The sequence below is a fragment of the Pseudoalteromonas sp. SR41-1 genome, assembly GCF_014164015.1.
Taxonomy (GTDB): Bacteria; Pseudomonadota; Gammaproteobacteria; order Enterobacterales; family Alteromonadaceae; genus Pseudoalteromonas; species Pseudoalteromonas distincta.
In genome coordinates, this window is record NZ_JACJEK010000001.1 from 1 (window position 1) to 15569 (window position 15569).

12 protein-coding genes are annotated in these 15569 nt (G+C 39.5%); 1 reads left to right on the forward strand and 11 read right to left on the reverse strand.

The annotated features are described in order from the left end of the window. Positions 1-401: 401 nt before the first annotated feature. The 9 genes from H5118_RS00005 to H5118_RS00045 all read right to left on the reverse strand — a co-directional run bounded on the left by H5118_RS00005 (position 402) and on the right by H5118_RS00045 (position 10162). The gene (locus tag H5118_RS00005) at positions 402-2180 is read right to left on the reverse strand and encodes a sugar phosphorylase (RefSeq protein ID WP_182747277.1); all 1779 of its coding nucleotides are present in this window, start codon (positions 2178-2180) and stop codon (positions 402-404) included. 55 nt (positions 2181-2235) lie between these two features. Next, complete coding sequence (locus H5118_RS00010; RefSeq protein WP_165744733.1) at positions 2236-3456, reverse strand: glycosyl transferase; 1221 nt, start codon at positions 3454-3456, stop codon at positions 2236-2238. After that, the gene (locus tag H5118_RS00015; RefSeq protein WP_182747279.1) at positions 3449-5194 is read right to left on the reverse strand and encodes an HAD-IIB family hydrolase; all 1746 of its coding nucleotides are present in this window, start codon (positions 5192-5194) and stop codon (positions 3449-3451) included. The genes H5118_RS00010 and H5118_RS00015 overlap by 8 nt, the downstream gene beginning before the upstream one ends. A gap of 145 nt (positions 5195-5339) precedes the next feature. Continuing rightward, entirely contained in the window at positions 5340-6578 is a 1239-nt protein-coding gene (locus H5118_RS00020) for a uracil-xanthine permease family protein (RefSeq protein ID WP_149593033.1), read from the reverse strand. A gap of 10 nt (positions 6579-6588) precedes the next feature. Beyond that, on the reverse strand, positions 6589-7218 hold the full coding sequence (upp, locus tag H5118_RS00025) for a uracil phosphoribosyltransferase (protein ID WP_002958676.1): 630 nt from the start codon (positions 7216-7218) through the stop codon (positions 6589-6591). Positions 7219-7364: 146 nt separating this feature from the next. Then, entirely contained in the window at positions 7365-8321 is a 957-nt protein-coding gene (locus H5118_RS00030; RefSeq protein ID WP_182716892.1) for a phosphotransferase, read from the reverse strand. Positions 8322-8591: 270 nt separating this feature from the next. Continuing rightward, a complete protein-coding gene (locus tag H5118_RS00035; protein WP_182747281.1) occupies positions 8592-9074 on the reverse strand; it encodes a hypothetical protein in 483 nt (160 codons plus the stop codon). Positions 9075-9099: 25 nt separating this feature from the next. Beyond that, positions 9100-9651 (reverse strand): hypothetical protein, encoded by a 552-nt coding sequence (locus tag H5118_RS00040; RefSeq protein WP_182693008.1) that lies wholly within the window; start codon positions 9649-9651, stop codon positions 9100-9102. Positions 9652-9766: 115 nt separating this feature from the next. Next, the gene (locus H5118_RS00045; protein ID WP_182747282.1) at positions 9767-10162 is read right to left on the reverse strand and encodes a DUF6228 family protein; all 396 of its coding nucleotides are present in this window, start codon (positions 10160-10162) and stop codon (positions 9767-9769) included. Positions 10163-10783: 621 nt separating this feature from the next. Here H5118_RS00045 and H5118_RS00050 point away from each other — a divergent pair. Then, positions 10784-11752: an integron integrase gene (locus H5118_RS00050; protein ID WP_182733278.1), complete on the forward strand. Its 969-nt coding sequence runs from the start codon at positions 10784-10786 to the stop codon at positions 11750-11752. Between the two features lie 190 nt (positions 11753-11942). Here the strand turns inward: H5118_RS00050 and H5118_RS00055 are convergent, their stop codons facing one another. Both H5118_RS00055 and H5118_RS00060 read right to left on the reverse strand, forming a co-directional pair. After that, on the reverse strand, positions 11943-14198 hold the full coding sequence (locus H5118_RS00055) for an acyl-CoA dehydrogenase (protein WP_149603631.1): 2256 nt from the start codon (positions 14196-14198) through the stop codon (positions 11943-11945). Positions 14199-14537: 339 nt separating this feature from the next. Next, complete coding sequence (locus tag H5118_RS00060) at positions 14538-15566, reverse strand: zinc-binding dehydrogenase (RefSeq protein WP_182747283.1); 1029 nt, start codon at positions 15564-15566, stop codon at positions 14538-14540. Positions 15567-15569 lie beyond the last annotated feature (3 nt).

Consider the following 15569-nt stretch of genomic DNA (forward strand, 5'->3'; position numbering starts at 1 on the left):
CCTTAGCCAAGCAAGTCATAAAGCTATGTAAGAGACGTATTACACAAAGCTATATAGAAAAAAGTTTAAAAAACTTTATTTTGAATTACGAAAAAGAGGCCGCTGGATAAAGTGGGGATCCCTCAACCCGAAGGGTTCTTTCTAGGGGCGATTAACTCTTTGTTACCTACATGGATGTAGGTAAGGGGCGTGAGCAGGACGCGGAAGCTTTGCTCGGTTTTTACTTATTCTTACATGGATGTAAGCCAGTAGAATAACGCAGGAGCAGTTATCGAGCCCACTAGGTTACAAACCTCGCGTCGCGATTTGATCGCCCCTAGATTGAACAAATTTCAATCCACAAAGATCAACACGCCCTAGTTAAAACAAAGGCTCGCAGTGCGAGCCTTTTTTAATACATTTTATTTAATATTACTCAGCCACACGCTTTGGTATGGTTCTAGCTCTATTGTTAATTGGCTTTCTTCAATCGTTTTATCTGCCACCAAATCAAACCACTTTTGGGTGTTAATTAAGTTTAAGTCGGCCAATGTGAGTGTTTGTGGTTTATCGCTAATGTTATAAACACAAAATATGCTTTGGCGTCTGTCTATACTTTGTCGCCAAAAACCAAATAATCCCCCTGCTAAATGCAGCGTAAACTGTGTAGCATTTGGGTGGAAGGCACTTTGCTTTTTGCGTACTGCCAATAAACTTTTTATGCCGTTAAACACTTTATGATGATGACTGTACTTTTCACCAATTGCCGCCAGTAGCTTTGACTCTTGCCAACGATGGCGGTTAATAGCACGGTTATGCTGAGAGTTTTCAAAGCGTTCGTAATCGTTAGTTGTACCCAACAAACTATGAATATAAAGCCCTGGGATACCTTCAAGCGCAAACATAATTGCGTGAGCACACATAAACCGCTCCAGGCCAAACTTATCTGGGCCATTGTGCGTCCCTTGGAGAGCATCAAATAAAGCAATATTTAGCTCGTACGGTGTATGCGTTCCATCGTTACTGGTTCGCATAGATACACGACCACCAAATTGCATAGTGGTACTTACAAGTGACGCCACTTCACTGGGTTGTAATAAACCTTCAATTGGTCTGAGCCCTATTCCATCGTGCGAGGCTATAAAATTAAAGTATGCCGTACCATTTTGCGCAGGCGGCATGCTCATCATCCAATGCTTAATTGCAGTGCTATCGCCACTAAGTAATGTATGAAGCAATAAAGGCGGCAGTGCAAAGTTATAAATACTGTGCGCTTCGTTGGCATTACCAAAATAAGACAGGTTTTCTTGATTTGGAATATTGGTTTCGGTAATTATAACTACGCTCGGCTCTGCGTGCTCAATAAGTGTTCGCATTAGCCTTACGGCTTCATGTGTTTGCGGCAAGTTAATACAACTTGTATTAAGCTGTTTCCACAAAAATGCAACCGCATCAAGCCTAAACAAACGCACGCCATTGTCTAAATAATGCCTAATTATTCCCACAAACTCTTTAAGTACATCAGGATTGCCAAAGTCAAAATCAACCTGATCGTGACTAAACGTACACCATACGTGCTTTTCACCGCTTGGCGTTGTTACAGTATTTAATAACGATGAGGTTCGCGGGCGTACAACTTGGCTTAAATCATCCGTTAAGCTCGCCGTTTTGAAATAATCTTTACCCGGGTGTAAATCATTTAAAAAGTTCTCAAACCATACACTTCTGCTTGAGCAATGGTTAATAACCAAATCCGCCATTAGCTTTACATCTTTAGCGATATTTTGAATATCTCCCCAATCACCCAAGGACTCATTCACTTGCACGTAGTTCATTACGGCAAAGCCTTCGTCTGAGCTGTACGGGTAAAATGGCAATATGTGCAGCGCATTTAACTGCATATCACATTGCTCTTTTATAAACCTGTGTAGTGTTTTAAGCGGTGCCTCCATTGGGCTCGATACGGCAAATTCACTATCATCGTGTTTAATAATAGAGTCGCCATAAGCAATCAATACTATATCTTGTTCATCCCACCGGTTTGTATGGGGTGTCGGGTCGCGCAGTGCATTGCTACCTAATATAATTTTAATGAGTTGCTGAGCAAGCTCAGTAACCGATAAAGGCAGCTCAACACCCTCATAAATAATATGAAGATGTTGCTCTACTCGTTGTAAAAATAATTCGCTAACTGTGCTCACATGCGCCCCTAATATTTATTGTTTAGACTTATAGGCTAGTTAACCTGCACGCAGGTTAACTATATTCTTTGTTATCTAGCTCTACGGCTTCTTTTAAGCGCTCAAGTACGTCTGGCATTGCTGATACAACACGGTTCCAACTTGGCACAAATGGCGCTTCCATTGGGTTTTCTAAAAAGTGTTGCCCTGCTTCCATAATATTTTGTGCAAACATTTCTACTGCTTTTTCTTCTTGGTGTACATCAAGCGTTAACCCGTTCATTAGCGCGTCGTTATGATACGTTTCTATAAAATCTAAACCGATACGGTAATAAGTCGCTTTTAATGAACGAATTGTTTCGCTGGTAAAAGTAACACCTTGAGTCGCCAGCTTTCTAAACAATGCCTTAGTAATATCAATCGACATTTTAGACAAACCTGCACTTTGATCATCAAGTGAAAGTTCTTGGTGCTTATGGTCATAATTATCGGCAATATCTACTTGGCACAAGCGGTTATGCGAATAGTTACGATACATTTCACTCAGTACACCTATTTCAAGGCCCCAATCACTTGGGATACGAATATCGTTTAATACATCGCGTCTAAACGAAAACTCACCTGCAAGTGGGTATCTAAAAGAGTCCATATATTCAAGGTAGTCGGTATTGCCTAAAATTGTTTTAAATGAGCGAAGCAATGGCGTTACTAATAAGCGCGATACACGGCCATTAATTTTGCCATTAGCAGTACGCGGGTAAAACCCTTTACAAAATTCATAGTTAAAACGCGGATGCGCAACGGGGTAAATTAAGCGAGCAAGTAGGCTTCTGTCGTAGGTTAAAATATCGCAATCATGCAGCGCGATAGACTCTACTTCTGCTGTTGCTAATTTATAACCCATGCAATACCACACATTACGCCCTTTACCCAGCTCACGTGGTGCAACACCTAGCTCTTGTAATTCTTTATCTAGTGCTTGTAAGCGTGGGCCGTCGTTCCATAATACTTTATGGTTTTGGTTTAGCTCTTTAAAAAAGCCTAGTGCATGACGGTACTGTGCTTCGTCGGCTCTATCTAAGCCTATCGTAATTTGTGATAAATATGGTACTTCGCGTAATTCACTAACTATATTTTGCAGCGCAGGGCCTTCAAGTTCACTAAATAGCGAAGGAAGTATTAACCCCATAGGGCGCTGCTTACTAAAAGTAAGTAGCTCTTTTTCTAGGTCTTCTATTGGTCTGTCGGCAATATTATGTAGTGTTGTAATAATGCCATTTTGGTAAAAATCAGCCATGAGATGTTTGCTCCTCAGAAATACTTAAAATACTGCTAATACACGGCAACGACGTTATTTCTTCAATCCAGCCCAGCGGTGCTGGTGATTGAGAATATCGTGCTTTGTTGTGCGACAATTTAACCGGCTTTTTACTCGCCGGATTGGCAATAATAATGGCGATATTTGCGTGCTCTAACATTTGCTTATCGTTATCGCTATCACCCAGTGCTATAACCGTGAGAGGCTTTCTGAAATGATGGGTAAACTGTTTAACTAACCACTGCTGTGCAGCGCTTTTATCGGTATTTTTGGCAATATGAATGAAGCGTCCGCCAATTTTTATATCGTAGCCGAGTGCTTCAACATCGTTTACAAAGGCTGTGAGTAATTCGTCATTGCCATACCAATAAAGAGGGTCTGAATAATCGCGAGTTTGTGCGCGTCTTGCTTGTGCATCGTTTAGCCCGGTAAGCTCTGAAATTTGCTCACTCGATAAGTCACTAAACAATTTGTAATGCGCTTTATAATCCGCCTTTAAAGTATTTAAATCATTTAATAAACTCGATAACGGCTTTGCCATTGCGTAGCACCAATAAGCGCCTACTTTTTTACAACCAATTGGCTTTAATTCAAAATAGTCTTCTGGAATAAATACTGCTGCACCGTTTTCGACAATAAAAGGTTGTTGAATATTTAAATCGTTTTTAAGCTCTATAACTTCGCAAAAAGTTTTGCTGGTATTAAACACCACAGGAATATGCGCATTTTGCAGCTGCTGTAATAACTCACTAATATTATTTGTATTGTAATCGGCGTGATCGAGTAATGTACCGTCCAAATCTGTAAAAATAATAGGTTGAAGGGTGTCATCACTTGTTAGGTGCATACCGCTAATATCTCGGTTGCTATCAAGTTCAATTAAAGCATTTGCTTTAGCGCTCAGTGTGTTTAAGTTCTCACGCGTAATGCGCTCAAAATGAGAAATAAAATACACCAATTGCTCGTTAGTCATGGTGCCTGAGCCTTCACCTTTTTTGGCTATTAGCTTTTGTTCTTGCTCTTGTCGCCATGTAAAAACATCACTAAAACTCGGTGCTTTTAGCATAACTGTATAATCAATTAGGTTAAAAACGGCTTTATATTCATTTGCCAAACAGCTATTTACACAGCGGCGCCAAACGCCTTCTTTATCAAACTGTTGCTCTAACTCGTTAAGCGGCTCACTCAATGAAAACAGCGGTTGTGGCTCACTGCCCACGCACCACCCTTCTAAAATAACAATATCAACTGGCTTTTCATTTGTTAGCCAATCACTTATTGGCACGCAGTCGTCTTCGTGTTTATTAAAACGGGGAAGCGGTACGTTTACCTCTCCTGCCAGTAAATTAGTTATTGTGCTATTCATTAACGCTACGTCGTGAGTACCCGGTACTCCGCGAGTAGTAAAAAGAGGATGTACGTCTTTGGCAAGCTCAGTACGTGCTTCTTTTGCTAAATAAAAGTCATCAATTGACAATGCAACACTGTTAAGTGGTGTGTTTTTAGAAAACCACGTAACTAAAAAATCTGCGAGTGTTGTTTTTCCTGAGCCCTGGCATCCATTTATGGCAACAAAAATAGGAGTATTTGTTTTTTTAGATTCGAGGATGTCATGCGCAAGTGGAACAAAATATTGCTCACTCAAATATTGATACTTTAAAGGCAGTTGGTGTTTTGCTAAAAACGGGGTTATATCCACAATATTGGCCTCTGACATAGTAACTCCTTTGCATACGATGCGTTCTGGAAATTAAATGCAGATACTAGACCATTATTATTTTTGTATATTTATTAATAGGTTAAAAAAATAGCGCATTGAAAATGCGCTATTTTGGTGCAATATTTTTAACTTACGTGCACTATTAACTCTCTTGAGGCTGCGCCTTAGGTAATACAAGGTTGAGCACAATGCCTAAAATAGCGCATAAACTTACGCCCTCTAAACTAAATTGGCTACCACCTATATGCATACCGCCAATACCGCACACCAAAATAAGTGCAACAATACTTAAGTTACGTGGTGCTGTTAAATCATCGCCCGACTTAACTAATGTATTTAAACCCACTACAGCAATAGAGCCAAAAAGTAGAATCATAATGCCACCCATTACAGGTACAGGTATAGTCTGTAAGCCAGATCCCATTTTAGCAACAAAGGCTAAAATAATGGCGATAATGGCTGTCCACATCATTACTTTAGGATTGAAGTTTTTGGTAAGCATAACTGCTCCCGTTACCTCTGAGTAAGTAGTGTTAGGCGGGCCGCCAAATAATGATGCTGCAGACGTCGCAAGGCCATCACCAAACAAAGTACGGTGAAGCCCAGGTTTTTTCAAAAAGTCTTTATTGGTTACTTGGCTAATAGCCATCATGTCGCCAATATGCTCAATTGCAGGTGCTATTGCTACAGGCACCATAAACAAAATAGCCTGCCATTTAAACTCAGGCCATGTGAAGTTTGGTACAGCAAACCACTGTGCGTTAGTTACTGCATCAAATTGCACAACGCCCATACCAAGCGATAAACAATAACCCGCAACAACCCCTGCCAGAATAGGTATAAGCTTAAATACGCCTTTTCCCCACACTGCAAAAATAAGCGTAACCACTAACGAGAACAACGAAATATAAATAGCACTGTTGTAATCAATAATTTGAATACTTCCGTCGCCACTTTTACCCATCGCCATATTTACAGCAACAGGTGCAAGCGCTAAACCAATAACCATAATTACAGGGCCTACAACCACAGGCGGTAAAATTTTATGAAGCGTTGCAACGCCCTTAAATTTTACTAATAAACTTAAAAGCATATAAGCAAAGCCCGCTACCATTAAGCCGCCCATAGTGGCTGGCACGCCCCACATTTGCACAGCGGCAATAATGGGTGCAATAAAAGCAAATGATGAAGCTAAAAATATAGGCACTTGGCCTTTAGTCACTACCTGAAACAGCAAAGTACCAATGCCAGCGGTAAAAAGCGCAACATTAGGATCCAAGCCCGTTAAAAGTGGCACTAATACCAGCGCACCAAATGCTACAAACAGCATTTGCGCGCCCGTTAAAATAGTTTTTATTGAAAAGGTGTCATTATTTTGCACTTAAAGACTCCTAAACAGTACCGAATATTTTGTCGCCCGCATCGCCTAAACCAGGGATAATATAGCCCTTTTCGTTTAAGTGGCTATCTACAGAGGCTGTAAATATTTCTACGTCGGGATGTGCTGTAAGTGTTTTTTCCACACCTTCTGGTGCAGCTACTAATACAATTACTTTGATTTCTTTACAGCCTGCTTTTTTAAGCATATCGATTGTGGCAATCATTGAGCCACCCGTTGCAAGCATAGGGTCAATAACTAAGCTTAGGCGTTCATCAATATTACCTACTAGCTTTTCAAAATATGGTACTGGTTCTAGTGTTTCTTCGTTACGTTCAAGACCAACCACACTTACTTTAGCGGCTGGTAATAACTGCATAACACCGTCCATCATGCCAAGACCTGCGCGTAAAATAGGCACTACGGTAATTTTTTTACCTTTAATATGCTCTACTTTTAATTTATTGCCATCCCAGCCTGTAATTTCGTTATCTTCTAACTGTAGGTTTTTAGTTGCTTCGTAAGTTAATAAGGTTCCAACTTCAGAACATAATTCACGAAAGCTTTTAGTACTAATACCATGCGCTCGCATTAGGCCTAGTTTATGTTGAACAAGAGGGTGAGAAATAACGTGAATTGCCATGATATAAACCTACTGATACAAGAATTTGCAGTATTTTATATTAAAAAAGGTCATTTGACCTGTAGTTTTAAAGAGATTTTCATACATCGTGCCAAAATGCATTGTTTTGCCTGATATTTATGCAAGCAATCAACGCGTTGTGTTTATTAAATGTTACTCGCTAACCAGCTATTTACTTGCTGTTGCATATAACTATTTATTTTTTGGTGCTCGGGGCTCCAGCCAGCTAAAAATCGATAAAAGTCAGCCCATGCAGCAGGCCATAAAGCGAGCCAATTGTCAGCTATTTTACTTGCTGGTGCCCAAGGGTGATAAGCTGTAATAGCAGCCTTTAAATTGTCAAAATAATACACAAGGTACTCATCAGCGCACTCGTGTAATTGTGCATCACTCAAGCAACTGGTCATAAAATACATTACATCAATTATCCCAGAACCTGCACCTATATACTGAAAATCATAACCGAGTATTTCATCGCGCTCATTTGCTGCAAAGTTAGCAAGTTTTGCATCGCCATGAATCAGCGTTTTATACGTACAACTTTGTAGCTGCTCATCTATTTTATGTGCAGCATTTTTAATATCGGACTTTTTATCAAGGTTATCTTTTAGTTTATTAAACTCATCTGGGCGCGTGCTTAAATGCCAGTAGTTGCCTTGCTGCCATAACCCTTCAGCGGGTTTACTTAAGTTAAACGCATGAAAGTGTGCAAGCCACCTTAATATAGCTTTGACATGTTGTGGCCCTGCTTGAGTAAACCCATGTTTGGTGAAATCCTTAAACACCAGCGCATATTCATCATCTTTATTAATTACACCTATACATTCAATACTTTGCGCATGTACTGGTAAATGCTGGCTATAAAGCTTATAAAATGTGTATTCAACACTATATGAGTGCTGCTTTCTTTTAAGCGCAAATTCGCTTTGTTTAATTTTAGGATGGTTTATATAACTGGGTATTTTAATCGCTTTAATAACGCAGGCTTTATCATCAAGCTGGCACTGCACAATACTGCCACATCCACTCCAAAGTGATGTAAGCGTATCGCCAATTTCAATGTGCTTAAAGTGAGGTTGTAATAAAGGAATGTAAAATGCCATAGCTATATTAAGTAATTAAGTTTTTTGTAGTTTAACATTAGTGGACGTTTTTAATAAAACTAAGGCATAAGAAAGCTCCACTTGGTTTTATACAAGTTTGTATGTAAATAGTGGCCAAAATCACTATGCCACAACACTTTGATTTTAAAATTAACTGGATAAAACCATGTCTTCCTAGGTTGAGTATATTTAGGCATTTTAGCCTCTTCAAAGTGATGAGGAGGTGTCCACTAAAACGGGTGAGGAGCAATGTCCTGCTTGAATGGTTTGTTATGTAACCTTTATACCACTTTCCTCAAAAAACTTTTCTAATTTACTTTTATTAATGTTTGATAGAAAAGCAAAAGATCTAAAGGTAATACCGACTTTAGATTTAAAGTCTATTAGGTGACCCAGCGGACCAAGATTATAGGAGCGTATTTCTTGAAGTGAATCAAGTGCAATGTCATCTTTAAAAAAGCCATAACCGTAAAAGTACAACCTATTTTGATGAATTTGAAAAACAGGCTTACTTAAGGCTCTAATAGACCAAACCCAAAGGATAAAACCAACACCAAATAAAATAATCAAAGTAAAATCTAAACGATAGTTAAGCAAGCTAAGTAATAATTCATCATCACTCCTATTACGAGCCTCCAAGAAATAAACACCTAAAAAGGTTCCTATCGGAACTCCAGGTATTACCCAGATGTACATTAAGAATGCTTTCCACATTGGATAACGTTCTGTGGACGAGTTTCTCCAGAATTTCACGATTCTTCCTTGGTTACATAACGCGCTAATCAGTCGAGCCGTTGTTTGGCGTCGGCTGCATTTGCTTGTTAGCTTGAATATACTCTAGTCCCATTTCTTTTTTGCATATATCTCCGCTCTCAAACTTTTCATCAGAATAAAATAGTGCACCAATTATCTTATTATTTGTTGGGTTAAAAGACACACTTAACGAATCAACTCCCTTAGCTTCATTGCGATTGATTTTTAAAGTCAAAGAGGTTTGGTTTTCTGTGCGTTGCATTTTAACGTGTGTAACAGAAGAAACTTGGTAAAAAGCAGGATACAGAATTAAGGAAGAACTGAACGCGTTAATTAAGGCTTGTTTATCATTCCACTCTGGAATTGATTTCTTATACCTTTCCATTGCAGTTAAGTAATCATGATATTCATCTATTCGATCAGCAGAGTGATAACTTTTTGATAGGTTCTTAACGTCATAAATATAATTATTGATTTGAATAAGCTCATCACTTGAGCATACGTTAGCGAAACTCCCTGCTGTGAAAGTCGAACTTAGTAGCAATACTAAATGACTAAGTTTCATATTTGAAAACATACGCCTCCCTTCAAGCTAACTTTTAAATAAGGGGCGCAGGCATGTGGGGCATAATGGCGAAGCCGCCCCGCATGTTTGCGTCCCAGCGAACGCAGTGAGTGACTTAATTTTTTTGTTAGGTGCGTGCATGATTGAAAAAATGCTCCGCTTGCTTTGCCAAAACTGGTAACTGACCTAAATCAGTAATGATACTTGAAGTTACCTGCCATTCCTCTGGGTGTCCATGCATGTCGCTGAGCTGAAAAGAGAGGCGAACCTCACCCAAAGATGAACAAGTAGCTGAAACACTAAACTGATTTTCTAGGGACTGCCATTCGATTGGCGATTTCCAAGGTTTGGAAAATGAAGCGAGCTTATTTAACCAATTAGAAATACCGGTTTCATCGGTATAGGTGCACACTCGCGCCGATGCTGAAACAATACCAGATAAATGAACAGTAACGTACTCTGGCTCAGGCTTAGAGAATCTGAGCGAGTTGTTCGATATCGATGAATCTATAGAAAATTCCATTTATCTCCAAAGCACCTAACTTTTAAATAAGGGGCGCAGGCATGTGGGGCATAATGGCGAAGCCGCCCCGCATGTATGCGTCCCAGCCCGCGCAGCGGGCGAACTTAATTTTTTTGTTATGTGTCATGCTGTTGAGAAAACCTTGCTCTTATTAATGCTATTAAACTTCTAGCCATACTCCAAAAGCATAAAGCTATAAGCGCAACACCAAGTAAAAACCCGTAGCCATCGGAGCGTCGTCCTTCAAACCATTTCTCGAAGTTTTCGAAACGAGACCCCATCCAGTAGCAAAGAGCAAATCCCAACAAAATACCGAGGGTGTCTAGAAGAAACTTACTTAGCGTGTATGGTTTTAGGTTTTCTTTAACTTCCATGTAGCCTCAACTTACACTGACACATAACAATTTAATAGTGCGCTCATCGCGCATATTTCTGCCAACGATACGCTCATGTATTTTATAAATCTTTTTTACCAAATAACTTAATACATTGCCATATATAATTTTTTATTAGCACTCAAACTCTCAATAAAAGACAAAATGCGCTCGCAGCTCATTTTCTTGAATATGTGTGCATCACAACTATACTGTATATAAAAACAGCGCCATTATTGGTAATAGTATGAAAACACGTTCCCCATTTTTAAATTATATAGCCGATTATATGTTGGTACGTCAGTATTCATTACGCACCGTAGATACCTACCTAAGATGGATTGCATCTTATATCCATTTTCATAATAAACGCCATCCCGCCTCAATGGGGGACAATGAAGTCGAACGCTACTTAGAACATTTAGTGTTAAAGCAAAACGTTGCACCACGTACGCAAGCCACCGCACTCAATTCATTGTCATTTTTATACAAGCACATAATAAAAAAAGAACTCTCATTAAATTTAAATTTTGCCCGTAGTAAAAAACAAGCAAAGCTCCCTGTAGTGATGACCCCAGAGGAAGTTAAAATGTTGATGGCTCATTTAAATAAGCGCTATTATTTAATTGCAGCCCTTATGTATGGAAGTGGCTTAAGAGTAATGGAAGCGGTGCAATTAAGAGTAAAAGATATTGATTTTGATTATAAATGCATTCAAGTATGGAATGGAAAAGGTAATAAACACCGCATTGTTACGCTGGCCACAGAGCTAATTCCTATGCTGAGAAATCAAATTTTGAACGTTGATGACTATTTAAAACTGGATTTAAATAATACGGAATATTCTGGCGTATGGATGCCATATGCTTTAACAAAAAAATATCCAAGTGCCGCAAAATCGCTTGCGTGGCAATATTTATTTCCTTCTCATATATTAAGTTCAGATCCTCAAAGTGGTGAAATAAGGCGACATCATTTTCATCACTCTTGTATTAGAAAAGAGATTAAAAAAGCCGTCCAAAAATCAGGGTTAACAAAAATAATAACACCTCATACATTGAGACACTCTTTTGCTACTCATCTACTGCAAAATGGCGCCGATATAAGAACTGTTCAAGCTCAGCTTGGCCATTCTGATGTTAAAACTACTCAAATTTATACCCATGTACTACAGCAAGGTGCTAACGGGGTTGTTAGCCCTTTTTCAAGATTATAAGCGTCTCTTTTTAATCCTCTACAGATACATATTCACTTTCAAACCAATACCGTCATCTATTTCTACTTTAAATAACACATAAAAAAGCCCCGCTTGTTTTTACACAAGCGGGGCTCCACACTAATACTTTTCAAAAATAAAAGCGCCGATACTGCGGGCGCTTTGCATCATTGAATTTAATTACTTTAACTTACTGATTAACTACGCTTTTAAGCGGGTTAATTGGCTGTGCGTTATCGTCTAGTATGTTCATATCAAAATCGAACTCATCTACACGAATCGCTTTTTCACGTTTGATGTTGTAATCAATTAACTGAACGTGCTCAGCTTGCGTAATTACGTTTGCCGCTAGTGCATTATCAAGCGTGATGTTAAAACGTGCACCTGGCTTAATTACTTTAGCACGTAATGCTTTTTTAACTTTAGCCAGCTCGCCAAGTGATGCCATTTTAGCTTTGTAAGCTTGCTCATTAATATGATGGCCATCGCCCACTACAGGTTTAACTAAATGCGTGATTTGCGCTTTAAATGCGGTATCTAGCTGAGCTTGCTTAGCTAGTTCGCGGATTAAATCGTCGCTAATTTTTGGCATTTTAGTTGAGTAGTTCATTGTAATGAAACGAATAAACTTACGTGTACCACTTGCAGGGAAGTTATCTAAAAACTTATGCAATGCTTCTTCAGCACTTTGTAGTGCAAAACGAGTCGCGTAATGGAAATACGGCGCTGCTTGCTCACGGTCACTACTTGATACTTTTTGCTCGTAGTATTTAATTGATGCCATAGCTGCATATAAGAAGCTCATTACATCACCTAAACGTGCCGATAGCATTTCTGCTTGTTTTAACTTACCGCCAAGTACAAGTAACGAAAAGTCTGCGTACACTGCAAGTTTTGCAGATAATTTATGTACTGCTTTTTCGTAGTCACGTACTTCTGGTAATTCAGAATTAGCACTTGCTGTAAATGGTAAAACACCAAGGCGGAAAGCACGTAAGCTGTTTGCTGTGCTGTAGCCAATTGTTTTACGTAAAATGCCGTTAAATTCTTTATCTGCGCCTTTGTCTTCACTGTGAATTGACTCAACCATAGATTGTAAATATGGGTGACAACGCATAACACCTTGACCAAAGATCATTAGGTTACGTGTAAGAATGTTCGCGCCTTCTACCGTAATGGCAATCGGCTGTGCAACATAACCACTTGCTAATGTATTTTGTGGACCGTTTTGAATCGCTTTACCCGCTTGAATATCCATTGCTGAATCAAGCACGTCGCGACCAAGCTCTGTCATATGATATTTAGCGATTGCTGTAACAACTGATGGTTTTAAGCCCATGCCTAAGCCTTCAGTTGTAAGCACGCGCATTGCTTCTTGTAGGTATGTTTTACCTGCAATGTCGGCTAGTTTTTCTTGAATACCTTCAAACTGACCAATGGCTAAACCAAACTGTTCACGCACTGCTGCGTATTCAGATGCTGATTTAAATGCAACTTGTGCTGTACTAACACCTAGCGCAGGTAATGAAATACCACGGCCAGCACCTAAACAGCTAACCAGCATTTGCCAACCACGGCCGATGTTTTTCTGTCCACCAATAACAAAATCCATTGGTACAAATACTTTGTTACCACGTGTAGTACCGTTGTAAAAACGAATACCCATTGGGTCGTGACGATTACCAAGCTCTACACCTGGGTGCTCTTTAGGAATAAGTGCACAGGTAATGCCTAGGTTTTCTTTACCACCTAGTAGACCATCAGGGTCAACTACTTTAAATGCTAAACCAAGTACGGTAGCAATAGGTGCAAGTGTAATGTAGCGCTTGTCCCAGGTAATTTCTAAACCAAGGACTTCTTCGCCGTTGTACATACCTTTAGTTACTTTACCAACATCAGGAATACCACCTGCATCAGAACCAGCTTCTGGGCTTGTTAATGCAAAACATGGAATGTCTGTACCATTTGCTAGGCGTGGTAAGTAATGTGCTTGTTGTTCTTGCGTACCAAAGTGAAGTAATAACTCACCTGGACCTAACGAGTTAGGAACCATTACGGTTACCGCAACTGCTGAGCTTTTAGTCGCAATTGTGCCAACAATGGTAGAGTTTGCATAAGGGCTAAACTCTAAACCACCAAACGACTTAGGAATGATAAGCGAGAAAAAACGCTCTTTTTTCAAAAATTCTAAGATGTCATTTGGTAAATGAATGCCGTTTTGAATCACTGAATCGTCAATCATGCCCAATAACTCTTTTACTGGACCGTCTAAGAATGCTTGCTCGTCTGCGCTTAATGTAGCAGCAGGTACGTCGCGAAGTGCACTGAAATCAGGTTTACCTTGGTAGATAGAACCTTCAAGCCATACATCACCCGCGTCTAGCGCTTCTTGTTCTGTGATAGAAATACTTGGTAATACTTTTTTTAGTTTTGTACGTAAACTCATGATTGAACTCATCCGACCAGCTAAATAATACCTACATTACGTCATAAAAAATCGTTTAGATCAATTACTCTATTCAATTAATTAACAGTTTTTTCAATTTATTTTCTTTACCTGAACGTAAACTGTTGAAACACAAAGGCTTACAGTTGTACGCTGAAAAAAAGTATTTTGACTAAAATGATGAATAAAACAGCAAAAGCGCTAGCGCTGTATCTATTTTTTGATGGGCATAAAAAAACGCAGCACAAATAGGCTACGTTTTTATTCAATTTATAGAGGCTACATTATCAGTTAATCTAGCTAAAACTACCTAAATTTAAATCAAATTGTATAAGCGCTTCAGTTAGCAACTTTAACAATTTGCTTGCCGGTAAAACCACCAGCAAGTTGTTTATTAAGCGCTTGCGATACTGACTCAGCACTAAAATCTACGGGCGTTATTTCTGGGTGTTTAATGTCCCCACTAACAGCTCCTTCAAGTAACAGGTTGCCCATAAAGCTCAAGCGTTGTTGTGCACATAAACTATTAGCAAGCCATGCACCACCAATCGATACAACGCTAATATTTGGCGCTCGGTGATACATTAAGTCTTGATCAAAATAAGGTAGCGGATTTAAGCAGGCAATACGTCCGCAAAAACGCATTAACTCAATATTACGCTGAGTACACTCTCCACCTATCGTATCAATAACCGCATCAAAGCCTTGCGGGCCAAGTTCTCTGCGGATTTTTTCGCATAGCTTTTTATCGCTATAGTCAAAAACCACATCAGCGCCTAGCTGCTTAACCAATTTATGGTTACGCTTTGATGCGGTGGTAAATACATCTGCACCACGCTGTTTTGCATATTGAATAGCAAACTGCCCTACCGCTCCGGCTCCGCCTTCAATAAAAATAGTATCGCCTTCACTAATGCCTATTTTATCTAAGCTGATAAGTGCTGCCATACCGGCGCATGGAAGTGTTGCTGCTATGGCCGGATTTAAACCGCTTGGCACAACCGACACTGCAAAGTTAGGTACTTTGGTGTATTCGCTCAAAGCACCTTGCTCACCAATGTTGGCATGCCACATAACCCGCTGGCCAACATTTGGAAACACACCTTTATTAGCTTTAACCACAACACCTACAGCATCTAAGCCTAAAATGTGTGGATACTGCCATTTACAAAAGCCTGTTTTAGCAAATTGACCATCAACTGGATTTAAACCAACGTACTCTACTTTTACAAGCAGCTCGTTATCTGCACAGTCTGGAACAGGCAGCTCAGCATCTGCTAAGTCAATTGCTTCATTTGGTTCTGGCAGTACAATAGCGCGCATCGTTTGCGGGATAATGTATTCATGTAAATTTTCAGTATTTGGCATCAA

Bases quoted from the DNA above. Each gene is read 5' to 3' on its own strand.
- H5118_RS00010 (WP_165744733.1), bottom strand. From the start codon at position 3,456: ATGGCTGATTTTTACCAAAATGGCATTATTACAACACTACATAATATT.
- H5118_RS00015 (WP_182747279.1), bottom strand. From the start codon at position 5,194: ATGTCAGAGGCCAATATTGTGGATATAACCCCGTTTTTAGCAAAACAC.
- upp (WP_002958676.1), bottom strand. From the start codon at position 7,218: ATGGCAATTCACGTTATTTCTCACCCTCTTGTTCAACATAAACTAGGC.
- H5118_RS00030 (WP_182716892.1), bottom strand. From the start codon at position 8,321: ATGGCATTTTACATTCCTTTATTACAACCTCACTTTAAGCACATTGAA.
- H5118_RS00040 (WP_182693008.1), bottom strand. From the start codon at position 9,651: ATGTTTTCAAATATGAAACTTAGTCATTTAGTATTGCTACTAAGTTCG.
- H5118_RS00045 (WP_182747282.1), bottom strand. From the start codon at position 10,162: ATGGAATTTTCTATAGATTCATCGATATCGAACAACTCGCTCAGATTC.
- H5118_RS00050 (WP_182733278.1), top strand. From the start codon at position 10,784: ATGAAAACACGTTCCCCATTTTTAAATTATATAGCCGATTATATGTTG.
- H5118_RS00055 (WP_149603631.1), bottom strand. From the start codon at position 14,198: ATGAGTTTACGTACAAAACTAAAAAAAGTATTACCAAGTATTTCTATC.
- H5118_RS00060 (WP_182747283.1), bottom strand. From the start codon at position 15,566: ATGCCAAATACTGAAAATTTACATGAATACATTATCCCGCAAACGATG.